The 13778-nt window shown below is 73.4% G+C and carries 7 protein-coding genes and 1 pseudogene; all 8 read right to left on the bottom strand.

The genetic code is table 11. The annotated features are described in order from the left end of the window. Positions 1 to 103: 103 nt before the first annotated feature. Positions 104 to 2728, bottom strand: a complete 2625-nt coding sequence (locus ABZ887_RS20755) for a family 78 glycoside hydrolase catalytic domain (protein ID WP_361291441.1) — start codon at positions 2726 to 2728, stop codon at positions 104 to 106. Between the two features lie 4 nt (positions 2729 to 2732). Then, positions 2733 to 4295 (bottom strand): DUF4038 domain-containing protein, encoded by a 1563-nt coding sequence (locus tag ABZ887_RS20750; RefSeq protein WP_361291438.1) that lies wholly within the window; start codon positions 4293 to 4295, stop codon positions 2733 to 2735. Further along, positions 4285 to 6813 carry a glycoside hydrolase family 3 C-terminal domain-containing protein gene (locus ABZ887_RS20745; protein WP_361291435.1) on the bottom strand — a complete coding sequence of 843 codons (2529 nt, stop codon included), beginning with the start codon at positions 6811 to 6813 and terminating at the stop codon, positions 4285 to 4287. The genes ABZ887_RS20750 and ABZ887_RS20745 overlap by 11 nt, the downstream gene beginning before the upstream one ends. Positions 6814 to 6883: 70 nt before the next feature. Next, a pseudogene (locus ABZ887_RS20740) lies at positions 6884 to 8437 on the bottom strand (glycoside hydrolase family 43 protein). After that, positions 8434 to 9384, bottom strand: a complete 951-nt coding sequence (locus ABZ887_RS20735) for an ATP-binding cassette domain-containing protein (RefSeq protein WP_361291432.1) — start codon at positions 9382 to 9384, stop codon at positions 8434 to 8436. Before ABZ887_RS20735 ends, ABZ887_RS20740 begins: the two are co-directional and overlap by 4 nt. Next, entirely contained in the window at positions 9381 to 11411 is a 2031-nt protein-coding gene (locus tag ABZ887_RS20730) for a dipeptide/oligopeptide/nickel ABC transporter permease/ATP-binding protein (RefSeq protein WP_361291429.1), read from the bottom strand. Before ABZ887_RS20730 ends, ABZ887_RS20735 begins: the two co-directional genes overlap by 4 nt. Then, entirely contained in the window at positions 11408 to 12349 is a 942-nt protein-coding gene (locus ABZ887_RS20725; protein ID WP_361291426.1) for an ABC transporter permease, read from the bottom strand. Before ABZ887_RS20725 ends, ABZ887_RS20730 begins: the two co-directional genes overlap by 4 nt. Positions 12350 to 12407: 58 nt before the next feature. Beyond that, positions 12408 to 13742: an ABC transporter substrate-binding protein gene (locus tag ABZ887_RS20720; RefSeq protein WP_361291423.1), complete on the bottom strand. Its 1335-nt coding sequence runs from the start codon at positions 13740 to 13742 to the stop codon at positions 12408 to 12410. Positions 13743 to 13778 lie beyond the last annotated feature (36 nt).

Raw genomic sequence — 13778 nt, 5'->3', positions numbered from 1 at the left:
AGGACCCGCAGGCCTTAGGCCTGCGGGTCCTGTTGTTGAGGCCCGGGGGTTTCTTGTTCGGCTGCGGGCCGGTGGGGGGCTGGTCGCGCAGTTCCCCGCGCCCCTAGGGGGTCGCCGTCACCGGTGTTGTCCAGTCGCGGCGGAACGTGTGGTGGCCCGGGCTGATCTCCTGCGGGGCTTCGGCACCCGGGAGGTGGACCTCGGCGCGGGTGCTCGGCGGGATGAGGGCCTCGACCACCAGCACGGGCCCCTCGGGTGTCTCCTCGATGCGCCAGCCCGCCTCCGCCCTGCCGTACGGGGTGAGGTGTGCCGCCTTCGCCCAGGTCAGGTCCCCGCCCGGCACCGGTGCGATGCGCAGGCGCCGCCAGCCCGGTCCGGCGGCCGCCAGACCCGCCACCGTGCGGTGCAGCCAGTCGGCGACCGCGCCCAGCGCGTAGTGGTTGAACGAGGTCATCTCACCCGGATTGACGCTGCCGTCGGGCAGCATCGAGTCCCAGCGCTCCCAGACCGTGGTGGCGCCCATGGTCACCGGATACAGCCACGACGGGCAGTCCTTCTCCAGCAGCATCCGGTAGGCCAGCTGCGGCTCGCCCGCCGCGCACAGGGCGTCGCAGATCAGCGGCGTACCCGCGAAGCCGGTGGCGATCCGGAAGGAGGCGCGCCGCACGATGTCGGCCAGCCGCTGCGCCGCGCCCCGCCGCTGCCGCTGCGTCGGCAGCAGCGCGAAGTTCAGGGCCAGCGCGTACGCCGTCTGCGCGTCGGAGGAGAGCAGGCCGTCCGGGGTGACGAAACGGTCGGTGAACCGCTCCCGCACCGCCCGTGCGTGCTCCCGGAAGCGGGCCGCGTCGTCCTCGTGGCCGAGCAGCGCGGCGGTGTCGGCCAGCACCTCGGCCGAGCGGACGACATAGGCGTTCGCCACCAGGTCCCCGTCGGTGCGGGCGTCGCCGGGCCGGTCCGGCGGGGCCGCCGGGTCCAGCCAGTCCCCGAGCTGGAACTCCTGCCGCCACAGGCCGCCGCCCTCCGCGACCAGCCGGATCGTGGCCTCGCCCCAGGCCAGCATGCTCGGGTACTGGTCGCGCAGCACCCCCAGGTCCCCGAACCGCTGGTACAGCGTCCACGGCAGCAGCACCGCGACATCGCCCCACACCGCCTGCGCGGTCGGCGGGAAGATGTCCGGCAGCACGTCGGGCACGACCAGCGGCGGCACCCCGTCCGGCCGGGCCAGCTGTTCGGCGGCCAGGTCGCGCAGCCAGCCGGCCAGCATGCCGGAGCAGTCGTGGAGGAAGGACGCGGTGGGGGCGAAGACCTGGAGGTCGCCGGTCCAGCCCATGCGTTCGTCACGCTGCGGGCAGTCCGTGGGGACGTCCAGGAAGTTGCCGCGCATGCCCCACACGACGTTCTCGTGCAGCCGGTTCACCAGCGGGTCGGAGCACTCGAACCAGCCGCTGCGCTCCAGGTCCGTGTGCAGGACCACCGCCTCGAAGTCGGCGGGGTCGAGCGCGCCCGGCCAGCCGCCCACCTCGGCGTAGCGGAAGCCGTGGAACGTGAAGTGCGGCTCGTAGGTCTCCACCCCCTCGCCGCGCAGCACATAGGTGTCCGTGGCGCGGGCGTGCCGCAGCGGGCGGACGCTCAGCTCGCCGTCCTCCAGCACCTCGGCGTGGCGCAGGGTCACCTCGTGGCCGGCCGGACCCGACACCCGGATCCGCAGCCGCCCGACCAGGTTCTGGCCGAAGTCCAGGACGGTCCGCCCGGAGGGCGTGGTGAGCACCTCGGCCGGGCGCAGGGTCTCGATGCGCCGGACCGGTGGGCCGGTCGGGGCCACCAGTTCGGCGGTGGGCGCGGCGAGTTCGGTGACAGGCCGCCAGTCGGACGCGTCGAACTCCGGCGTGGACCAGCCCGGTTGCTCCAGCCGGGCGTCGTAGGCCTCGCCGTCGTAGATCTCCGAGCGCAGCACGGCGCCGGTCGCCGTGCGCCACCGCCCGTCGGTGCCGACGACCGCCGTCGTGCCGTCGGCGTACTCGATCTCCAACTGGGCCAGGAGCGCCCGCTGTTCACCGTAGAGGTGCCGGCTGCCGCCGCCGAAGCCGAGGCGCCCGGTGTACCAGCCCTCGCCGAGCAGCGCGCCGAGGGTGTTGCGGCCGGGGCGCAGCAGGGCGGTCACGTCGAAGGTCTGGTAGCGCAGCCGGTGCCGGTAGGAGGTCCAGCCGGGGGACAGGACGTGGTCGCCGACCGGCGTGCCGTTGATCTCGGCCGTGTAGACACCGCAGGCGGTGCTGTACAGCCGGGCCGAGGCGATGGGACCGGTCAGGCCGAAGTCATGCCGCAGCAGGGCCGTGGGCAGGGGCCCGTCGGGGGTCCCGGAGTCGGGGGTGACGGGCCGGGCCGTCCAGTCGGCGGGCTCCAGCAGGCCGGTCTCCGCGTACCCGACCGGCGACCAGGGCGAGGGGTCCTTCTCCCCTTCGCCCCACACCCGGACCCGTACGCCTACCCGCTCGCGCGAGCCGAGCCGCGCGCCGGGCCAGGGGACCAGGACGGATTCGGCGGACTCGACGCGCCCGGTGTCCGCGGTGACGGCGCCGCCGGCATCGGTGATCTGCACCTGATGGGCGCTCTGCCGCCAGTCCGGGGCATCCGTCTCCGTCCGCCAGCTCAGCCGGGGCGTGGGCTCGCCGATGCCCAGGGGCTCGCGATGGTGCTCGAAGACGGGGGTGCCGACAGTGCTCCGCACGGGCTCAACTCCGATCCGGGTCATGGCAGATGTACACGCGGGGGGCTCCGCCCTCGTCGGGCACCCAGTCGGCGGCGTCGGCCCGCACGCCCTCGCGGACCGTCTCGCCGGTACGCGGGTCGACCACGCGATAGGGCAGGGGCACGTCGGGGGCGATGCCCCGCAGCGGACCGCCCTCCTCCGCGTAACAGACGTACAGCACACCGGGGACGGACAGGCCGCGCGGCGCCAGGCTGGCGCACCAGTCCGGGCGCATGTCGGTGAGGGGGAGGCCGTCGAGGATCCGGCCGACCAGGCCGACGTACCGCGATCCCTCGAAGTCCAGCGCCTCCCGCCAGCCCGCGTCCTTCGCCAGGAAGAACTCCGTGTGCCCGGGTTCGGCCGGGTGCAGCCGCCACTGCCACAGGCTCGCCGCGCCGTAGACGACGCCCATCGTGCCGCCCGCGCAGAGGTTGCTCCACGCCTCGTGCCCCTGCCACCAGCCGGTGGCCCGGCCGGCGCCGGGATCCTCGTAGGTCGGCTCGCCGTTGGCGACCGCCTTGGGCGGAGTGTTGCGCCACATGTCGGCGACCCGCTCCTGGACGTGCCCGCCCATGTGCCCGGTCTGGCACCACTGGAAGTGCAGCCACGGCTCGCCCTGGTGGGCGCGGTTGGCGGAGTGCGGACGGTAGTGGATGCCGCAGGGCTGGCCGTAGGCGTCCCACCGCCCCACCTCGGCGCCGCCCGCCGCGATCTGCGGCTCGCCGCCCTCGCCGTCGGCGCCCACCAGGTAGACCACCGGGGCGGCACCGTAACGGGCGACCAGGTAGCGGCAGTAGCGTGCGTACTCCTGCGGCGGGACGACCGGGCCGGCCGTCCGCAGGCCCTTCCAGCCGAAGCCGTGGAACAGCGGCTGGAGCACGGGCACGATCCCGTGGTCGCGCAGGATGCCGGTCAGCCGGTCGAGGTACCGGAAGTACGCCGGGTTCAGCACGTTGACGTGCCCGGTGGGAAGGTCCTCGAAGCCGACGTCGAACCCCTCGTCGGCGGTGCGGTCGCGGGGCCCGCGCGCGTCCATGTCGGGCTGGACGCTCATCAGCAGGGCCGCGTTGAAGCCCTTGGCCCGCCGGTCGGCGGCATAGTGCGCGGCCTGTTCTTCGGTGGCCCGCCAGGGCAACGCCCAGGCGGTGTCGCCGACCAGCAGCGCGGGCGTCCCGTCGGCGTGCACGAGGCTGCGCCCGCCGGGGGAGATCTGCCAGAAGCCGTGCCGGTGGAAGGGGTTGGTGTCGGTGTCGGTGGCGGCCGGGCGGACCCTCAACGTGCCCGTCCGCCCGTCGAGTCCGGGGTCCCCGTCCGAGGCGACGGAGCGCCAGGTCCAGCGGCCGGCCGGTTCCGGGGAGGCGAAGCGGATCCGCCAGGTGCGGTCGCCGTCCCAGAAGGCCGGGCGGCGCAGCACCCGGCCGGACTCGTGGGTGAACTCGGCCCACACGTCCACGTCGGTGTACGGGTTGGCGTGGCCGCGCGTGCCGGTCAGCACGATCTCGGTCTGCCGCCAGGCGGTGATCTCCGCGGCCCGGTCAGCGCTCATCGTCGCCTCCCGCCACCGTGACCCGGGTGGCCAGCGGCAGCCGCAGCGACGACGGACCCACCCGCAGCGTGAAGTCACCGGGTTCGTACGCCCACGTGTGAGCCGCGGTGTCCCAGTGCCGGAAGGCCCGTGCGTCCACGGTCACCGTCGCCATCGCCTCCTCGCCGGCCGCCGCCTCGACCACGGCGAACCCGACCAGCCAGCGCGCCGGGCGCTCCACGGTCCCGTCCGGCCGCTCCGCGTACACCTGCACGACCTCCTTGCCGCGCCGGGCCCCGGTGTTGCGGACCCGCACCGTCACGGTGCCGCCCTCGCCGGCCGGCACCGCGCCGGGCGCCTCGACCGAGACGTACTCCCAGCTGGTGTAGCCCAGACCGTGTCCGAAGCCGTAGCGCGGCGGCGTCCGGTCCGGGCGGCCCAGCCCCCGGTGGCCGACGAACAGCCCCTCGTCGTAGCGGAGCACACCGTCGACCGGCTGGGTGGACGGCAGCCCCTCCTCGGCGGCGGGCCACTCGGTGGGCAGCCGTCCGCCCGGTTCCGCCGCGCCCAGCAGGACGTCGGCGAGCGCGTCGCCGAACTCCTGCCCGGGGAACCAGGCCAGCAGCACCGCCGCCACCTCGTCGGCCCACGGAAGCAGCACCGGGGCACCGGAGTTGACCACCACGACCGTGCGCGGGTTGGCCGCGGCGACCCGGCGGACCAGCTCGTCCTGGCGGCCGGGCAGGGCAAGGCCGGTACGGTCGAAGCCCTCGCTCTCGACCTCCTCGGTGGTGCCGACCACGACCACGGCGACGTCGGCGGCGCGGGCGAGCGCCACGGCCCGCTCGATCTCCTCGTCGTCGCTGCCCCGCGGCGGCATGAGGTTGAGCTGGAGAGAGGTGACCCCCGCCGCTATGCCCTCGTCGGCGGCGGGCGCGTCGTGCACGAGGACGATCTCGGTCTCCTCGCCCTCGGCCAGTTCGACCTCGTGCAGGTGCTGCGGCGGGCTGAGCAGCCCCTCCACCAGGTCGGCACCCGGCGCCAGCGCCAGCATGACGTCGAACACCTCCGTCCCGGCCACGGACATCCGGAAGCGCCCCAGGCCCGAAGCGCCGATCCCGTACCGGCCGGCCCCCGCCGCCGCGCGCAGCACCGTGCGCACCTCGATCCGGGCGATCGCACCGGACGCGATCCCGGGTCCGTACGACCCCATCCAGGTGTACGCCGCCGCGGCGCGCGGCTCGGCGCCCAGCACGGTTCCGTCGGCGGCCAGGTAACGCACCTCCACGCCGTCGCCGGTACCGTCGGGCCGGCCCAGGAACGGCAGGTCCGCCACCGGTGTGCGGGTCTGCGGGGTGACCCCGACGCCGTGCGTGACCTCGACCGAGTCCCCGAGCGCGGCCCGCAGACCGGCGAGCGGCGAGACGGTGTACGGCGGGAAGACGGTGGCGCTGCCGCCGCCGAGGGTCCGCGCCACCGCCGCGTTCGGGCCCAGCACGGCCACCCGGCGCAGCGCGGCCCGGTCCAGCGGCAGCACGGCGTCCTCGTTGCGCGCGAGGACGAAACCGGCGGCGGCCGTCTCCCGCAGCAGACCCGCCACCGACGCCGCGTCGTACGCCGGCGGCTCAGTGGCGACGGGCAGGGCGTCCAGCGCGCCGACCCGGGCGGCCAGCCGCAGTATGCGCAGCACCTTGTCGTCCACCAGCGCCTCGTCCACCTTGCCCTCCTGCACGGCGGTGACCAGCGCGGCGCCCCACGGCCCCAGCGGGCCCGGCATCACCAGGTCGAGGGCGGCGCGCGCGGACGGCTCGGTGGTGCGGGTGGCGAACCAGTCCGACATCACCACCCCGTCGAAGCCCCACTCCTCGTGCAGCACCTCGCGCATCAGCGGGCTCTCGGTCATCGAGTGCCCGTTGACGCCGTTGTACGCGGCCATCACCGCCCAGACCCGGGCCTCGCGGACGATCACCTCGAACGGCGCGAGATACAGCTCCCGAAGGACGCGCTCGTCGATCCGCGCGTCGACGGTCATCCGCTGGGTCTCGGAGTCGTTGCCGACGAAGTGCTTCACGGTCGCGGCCACGCCGCCGCGCTGCACGCCGCGCACGTAGGCCGCCCCGATCCGGCCGGTGAGCAGCGGGTCCTCGCTGAAGCACTCGAAGTGCCGGCCGCCGTAGGGGGTGCGGTGCAGGTTCACGGTGGGGGCGAGCAGGACGTCCACGCCCTTGGCGCGCGCCTCGTGGGCGAGCAGTCCGCCCAGCCGCTCGACGCGCGACTCGTCCCAGGTGGCGGCGAGAGCGGTGGGCGACGGGACGTTCGCGGACGGCGTGCGCTCGTCCCAGAGTTCGCCCCGCACTCCGGCGGGGCCGTCCGAGACCACCAGCCTGCGCAGACCGGCGTCGGGCTCCGGAAGCAGGGACCAGAAGTCCCCGCCGGTGAGCAGCCGTACCTTCTGCTCCAGGGTGAGTGCGGCGACGCGCCGCCCCAACTCGGCTTCGGTGTCGGTGTCGGGGGTGGGGTTGGCGGACTGCCGGGTCACGGAGTTCTCCTCGGAGCAGGGGGAGGGGAGCAAGGGGGGGAAGCGAGGGGGGAGGAGGATCGGGCGGGCGTCAGGGCTGCGGGGCCGGGGCCGCCGGGTCCTGGCCCCGGTAGCGGAACCGGTCGAAGGCGACGACGCCCTCGGCGGCGTACACGCCGACGACCCGGCCGGTGAACGCGGCAGCGGTCTCGGCGGACACGTAGCGGCCGTCGAGCGCGGCCAGTTCCACCGGGCCGTCCGGGGTCCCGACGGACAGCCGGACCAGGTCCGGGCCGAGCGCGTCGGAGCCCGCCCCCGCGGTCGGCTCGACCACGATGCGTACGGTCACCTCGTCCGCCGGACCCGGCAGCGGCTGTTCCCAGACCTGCCGGAGGCCGCCCACCCGGGCCCGGGCCCGGACCGTGCCGGCGCCCGCCTCGATGTCGTAGTGGTGGTGTTCGTCGATGCGCAGGCTCAGCCCTCCGGTGCCGCCGGAGCAGTCCATCCGCACCGAGAACTCGGCCGCCTGGTGCTGCTGTCGGCGTCCGACGAAGCGCGGCCGGGGGTCGTCCATAGTGGAACCGTCGGCGTGCACCACGAGCCGGCCGGGCCGTTCGGTCAGCGAGGATCAGTCGGCGGCCGGGGTGCGCACCGAGATCCACTGCGGGCCGAGCTCGGCACCGGTGAAGTCGTCCTCGTACGCGACCGGTTCGGGGGCCGGGCCCGGCTCGACCGGCCGTACCACGGGCCAGCCGTCGGCCCACTCCAGGGCGGTGCCGAACGTCTCCCGGCCCATGGGGGAGAAGGCGCGGGTCAGTCCGCGCGGTCGCATGCCCAGCATGACGAGCGCCCAGCCGCCGTCGGGGGTGCGTACGAGGTCGGCGTGGCCGGTGTTCTGCACCGGCCGGTCGGTGCTGCGGGCGCTGAGCACGGGGTTGGCCGGGCAGCCCTCGAAGGGCCCGTCGGGCCGGTCGGAGCGGGCGATGCTCACGGCGTGGCCGCGCTCGGTGCCGCCCTCGGCGATCATCAGGTACCAGACGCCGTCGATCTCGTAGAGGTGCGGGGCCTCGGGGAACATCAGCCCGGTCCCCGACCACAGCGACCGGGGTTCTTCCAGGGCCCGGCCGGTCCCGGGGTCCATGCGGACCTGCTGGATGCCCAGGTGCTCGCCGGCCCGGTCGCCGTCCAGGCGCAGGCCCGAGTACGTGACGAAGCAGGTGCCGTCGGCGTCCCAGGCGATGTCCGGGTCGATGCCGGACACGCCCTGCATGACGAGGCCGTCGGACCAGGGGCCCTCGGCCCGGTCGGCGGTGAGGATCAGACTGCCGCGCCCCATCGCGTCGGTGACGACCAGCCAGAAGCGGCCGTCGTGGTAGCGGATGGTGGGCGCCCAGGCACCGCCGAGCAGCGGTGTCTTCTCCAGCGCGAGCTGCCCCGGCCGGGTCACCGCGTTGCCGATCTGCCGCCAGTTCACCAGGTCGCGGCTGTGGAAGAGCGGGATACCGGGGAAGTACTCGAAGCTGGAGCAGGCGAGGTAGTAGTCGTCGCCGACCCGGGTGACGCTGGGGTCGGGGTGGAATCCGGGGACGAGGGGGTTGGCAGCGGCAGCGGCCGGGTTCGTGGATGCGGGCGGCGGCGGGGTCATTCCGTGTCTCCTGTCGTGGCTGCCGACGTGGCTGCCGTCATGGGTGCCGTGGTGGCTGCCGTCGGGGCACCGGTGGCCGCCAGCCGCCGCCGCTCGGCCCGGCGCTGCGCCTGCCGTTCGGGGTCGGGCACCGGAGCCGCCAGCAACAGCCGCTGGGTGTAGGGGTGTTCGGGCGTGGCGGTGACCTTCGCCGCGTCCCCGGACTCGACGATCTCGCCGCGGTACATGACCGCCACCCGGTGGCTGATGTGCCGCACCACGGAGAGGTCGTGGGTGATGAAGAGATAGGCGACGCCGGTGCGTTCCTGGATCTCCACGAACAGGTCGAGGACCCGCGCCTGGGTCGACAGGTCCAGCGCGCTGACCGGCTCGTCGCAGACCACGATCCGCGGGTCCCGGGACAGCGCCCGGGCGATGGCGACGCGCTGCCGCTGGCCGCCGGAGAACTCCCGGGGCAGCCGCTGTCCGGCGTCGGCGGGCAGCCGCACCTGGTCCAGCAGGTCCTTCACCCGCCGTTCGGCCTCGGCGCGCGAGGTCCCCGCGACGGTCAGAGGCTCGCTGAGGATGTCGTTCACCGTCATCGCCGGGTTCAGCGAGGTGTACGGATCCTGGAACACCACCTGGATCTCGCTGCTCAGCGCCCGGCGCTCCCTGCGGCCCAGGCCGGAGATGACCCGGCCGTCGTAGCGGACGCTGCCGGAGGTGACCGGGGCGAGGCCGAGGATGGCGCGGCCCAGGGTCGTCTTCCCGGACCCCGACTCGCCGACCAGACCGAGGGTTTCGCCCGCGCCGATGGTGAGCGACACCCCCTTCAGGACCCGGAACGGCGGCTTGCGCCAGCCCTTCGCCGGGTACTCCACGACCACCTCGTCGGCGACCAGCAGCGGCTCCGCCGAGGCCGGCGCGGGGGCCGGTGCCGGGCGGTCCTTGTCCAGTGTCCCGGTCATGCCCGGCCCTCCTGACGTGCGGTGTGCATGGTCCCGGCGGCCACCTTCGTGGTGGCGCGGCCGAGCGCGGCGCGCGGCTCGGCGTCCTCCAGCGTCGACGCCAGGAGCATGCGGGTGTACGGGTGCCGGGGTGCGGCGAACAGCTCACGCGCGGGGGCGGATTCCACCACCTGGCCGGTCTGCATCACCGTGACGCGGTCGCAGATGTCGGCCACCACACCGAAGTCGTGGGTCACCAGGACCATGCCCATGTTCCGTTCGCGCTGCAGCGACCGCATCAGGTCCAGCACCTCGGCCTGCACGGTCACGTCCAGCGCCGTGGTGGGCTCGTCGGCGATCAGCAGGTCGGGATCGCAGGACACCGCCCCGGCGATGAGGACGCGCTGGGCCATGCCGCCGGAGATCTGGTGCGGGTAGGAGGCGAACACCCGCTCGGGGTCGGCGATGCCCACCCGTTCCAGCAGGCCCAGGGTCTTCGTCCGCGCCTCCGACGCCGAGAGTCGCAGATGCCGGCGGACCGGCTCGACCAGCTGGGCGCCGATCCGGAAGGACGGATCCAGGTTGGACATCGGCTCCTGCGGCACGTACGCGATCCGCCGGCCGCGGAGCCGGTTCATCTCCGTACGGCTGAGCCGGCCGAGTTCCGCCCCGTCGAACACGAGGCGGTCGGCGGAGACCAGCGCCTCCGGCGGCAGCAGGCCGAGCACGGCGAACGCGGTCTGGCTCTTGCCCGACCCGGACTCGCCGACCAGCCCGAGCACCTCGCCCTTGCGGACGGTCAGGGACACTCCGTCGACGACGGCCTTCTCCCCGTGCTCGGCCGGGTAGGAGACGTGCAGACCGTCCAGGACGAGCAAGGGGGCGTCGTCGTCCTGCGCGGAGGCGACCGCCGGCTTCGGCCGCCGCGCGCCGCCGACATCCGCGGAACTCCTCGTGAATTCGGGGCTCTCGGGGCTCTCGACTTCCGCCTCCGCCTCCGCCACGGCTGCGGCCGTGGTGCTCGGGTCGGCGCCGATGCCCTCGGCGGGCGCGGAGTCCGGAGCCTTCACGGCCTTCACGGCCGTCAAGGACTTCTCCGTCTGCTCCGCCTTCCTGGCCCTCGTGGCGTTCCTGACGGCCCTGCGCGTCCGTCGCCCGCGCCCGCTTCCCGCGCTCGCGTCCAGCGCGTCGCGCAGCGCGTTGCCCAGCAGACCGAACGCGGCGACGGTGAGCGCGAGCGCGCCTCCGGGCCACAGCATCAGGACCGGCTTGGTGTAGATGTTGGCGAACGCGTCGTTGAGCATCGAGCCCCAGCTGGCCTGAGTCGCCGAACCCAGCCCCAGGAACTCCAGGCCGGACTGGATGACGATGGCCAGCCCGAGCATCTGGGCGGCCTGGATGATGGTCGGCGCCTGCACCACGGGCAGGATGTGCCGGCAGACGATCCTGCCGTCGGTCAGTCCGGAGACCCGGGCCGCGTCCACGTACAGCTCCTCGCGCACGGAGATCGCCGAGGCACGGATCAGCCGGAACACGCCCGGCGACATCAGCACGCCGAAGACGGCCATGGCGACGTAGGTGTTCTGGCCCACCGCGGACATCACGACCAGCAGCACGACGATGGCCGGTACCGCCATCAGGATGTTGGCGAGCCAACTGCTCACGGCGTCGAACCACTTGCGGTAGTAGCCGGCCAGCAGGCCGGAGGGAACGCCGATCACCAGCGCGACGGACACGGCGATCAGGGCGCCGAGCAGGCTGGTGCGACCGCCGTAGAGCAGCCGGGCCAGCACGTCGCGGCCGACGCCGTCGCCGCCCAGCGGATGCGCTCCGCCGGCCGGGGCGAGGGTCTCGGTGAGGGAGGAGTGCGCCGGGTCCTGGTCGGTCAGCAGCGGAGCGAACAGGCTCGCCAGCGCGATGAGCGCGAGGACGGCGAGACAGCCGACGGCCACCGGGTTGCGCAGCAGCCGCCGCACGAGGCCCGCGCGTACCGGGGCCGGTGCGGCCGCGCCGCCGGGGGTGAGGGCTTCGGACTGGGGGAGGGTCATCCGACACGCACCTTCGGGTTGAGCCAGCCGTACGCCACGTCGAGCGCGATGTTGACGATCACGACGATGGCGACCATGACCACGACGACGCCCGTGACGACGGGGGTGTCGCCCTGTGCCCCGGCGCCGGTCGCCTGCGAGCCGATCCCGTTGAGCCCGAACACCTTCTCCACCACCACGGCACCGCCGACCAGGCCGATGAACTGCAGGGCGAGCACGGTCAGGGCGGCGGGGGCGGCGTTGCGCAGGGCGTGCCTGAACAGCAGGCTGCGCTCGCTGATGCCACGGGCGCGCAGGGTGCGGACGTAGTCGGCGCGCAGTACGTCCACCATGGAGCCGCGGACCTGCTGGGCGGTGGCGGCGACCGCGCCGACGGCGAGCGACAGCGCGGGCAGGGTGATCGACTTCAGCCAGCCGCTCGCCGAGGTCGCCAGCGGGACGTAGCCGGTCGCGGGCAGCCAGCCCAGGTCGACGCCGACCACCACGGCGAGCACCAGCGCGACCAGGAAGCTGGGTACCGCGAAGCCCACCACGGCGAGCAGTTGCACGAGCTGGTCCAGCGCGCCGCGGCGGACCGCCGCGGCGACTCCCAGCACCGTGCTGAGCACCGCGGACACCAGCAGGGCGGCCAGCACGATCGACAGGGTGACCGGCAGCCGGTTGGTGAGCGAGTCCGTCACGGACTCGCCGCTGAACCACGAGGTGCCGAGGTTGCCCTGCACCGCGTCCGTCAGCCAGTGCCAGTAGCGCTCGGCCATCGGCTGGTCGAGCCCCAGTTCACGGGACTTGGCCGCCACCTGCTGCTGGGTGGCGGTCTGCCCGACGATCTGCCGCGCCGGGTCGGAGCCGGTCAGGCCCATCAGCGCGAAGGTCGTGGTCGCGATCACCACGACCAGCACCAGTCCGGCGGCGACGCGCCGGGCCAGGAAAACGATCACTGGTCTCTCCTCCTTCCTTGTCTTCCTCGTCCCTGACGGGCGTGCACCGGGGGCCCGGTCAGCCGGCGGGCTTGAAGTTGTAGATGGGCGGTACGGCGGAGTAGGTCTGCGGGGTGAAGGTGACGTTCTTGTTGGTCGCGTAGGCGTTCTGCACCGAGTCCCAGGGGGCGTTCCAGGCCTGGTCCACGAGGTAGGTGTTGATCTCCTTGAACAGGGCGTCCTGGGCGCTGCCGGTCGCCGTCTGTGCCTTGGCGATCAGGGCGGTGACCTTGGGGTCGGAGGTGTGCAGCGGGTTCCACAGGGCGTCCGAGGCCACTTCGAGCCGGATGGTGTCCCAGGGGCGGAAGGAGGCCAACGTCATGTAGGAGAGCGGGTACTTGCCCGAGAGCAGGGCGGTGAGCACCTGGCTGGTGGGGATCTTGTCGATCTTGACCTTGATCCCGATGTCCTCCAGCTGCTGGGTCATGGCCGCCTGCTGGTCGGGGAAGAAGGTGGAGAAGTCGGGCATGGTGACCGAGAACCCGTTGGGGTAACCCGCCTCCGCCAGCAGCTTCTTGGCCTTGGCCGGGTCGTACGTGTACTTCGTGTCCAGCGAGCCGTCGAAGGCCGGGCCGGCCGGGTTGAAGACCTGGGTGGTGGACTGCCCCATCCCCTGCTTGGCGGTCTTGACGATGGCGGACCGGTCGAAGGCGTAGTTGAGGGCCTGCCGGACCCGGACGTCACCGAGCGCCTTGACCTGCTTGCCCTCGCGGTCCCAGATGTAGACGCCTTCGACGTCGCCCGAGGTGTACTTGGTGATCTTGAGTCCGCTGCTCTGGGCCGGTGCGATGTTCTTGGCGCTGGTCAGCAGGGCGCCGCTGAGCTGGCCCGAGCGCAGTGCGTTCAGTGTGGCCGTCGGGTCGGTCATCGGCTTGAGGACGATCTTGTCGAAGGGGAAGGCCGACTTGTTCCAGTACCCGGGGTTGCGGACGAAGGTGTAGGTGCTGCCCGCCGTGGTCGCGGACTTGTCCAGGGTGTACGGCCCGGAGCCGACGGGGCCGGACTTGAGAGCGCCGGAGCTGATCGCCTTGGGGCTGGCGACCATGCCGGCCACGTTGCCGAGGTTGGCCAGCAGCGAGGGGTCGGGCACCGAGAGCTTCACCGCGACGGTGGTGGCGTTCACCACGTCCACCCCGCTGATGCCCTTGAGTTGGCCTGCGGCCTCGTTGGTGCCTTCCTTGGTGTGCAGGAGGTTCGTCTTCACGGCGGCGTCCAGGGCGGTGCCGTCGGTGAACTTGATGCCGGTGCGCAGGGTGAGGGTGAGGACGGTCCGGTCGGCGTTGTACGACCACTTGGTGGCCAGGTTGGCCTTGACCTCGGAGCTGGGCGAGAGCCGCAGCAGGGAGTCGTACACGGGCTGGTAGTACTGGGTGTTGTTGCCGAGTCCGGC

The organism is Streptomyces sp. NPDC047061 (assembly GCF_040643955.1).
GTDB lineage: Bacteria > Actinomycetota > Actinomycetes > Streptomycetales > Streptomycetaceae > Streptomyces.
The sequence above is the reverse complement of the archived record's forward strand: the minus strand, read 5'-3'. Positions and strand labels throughout refer to the sequence as shown.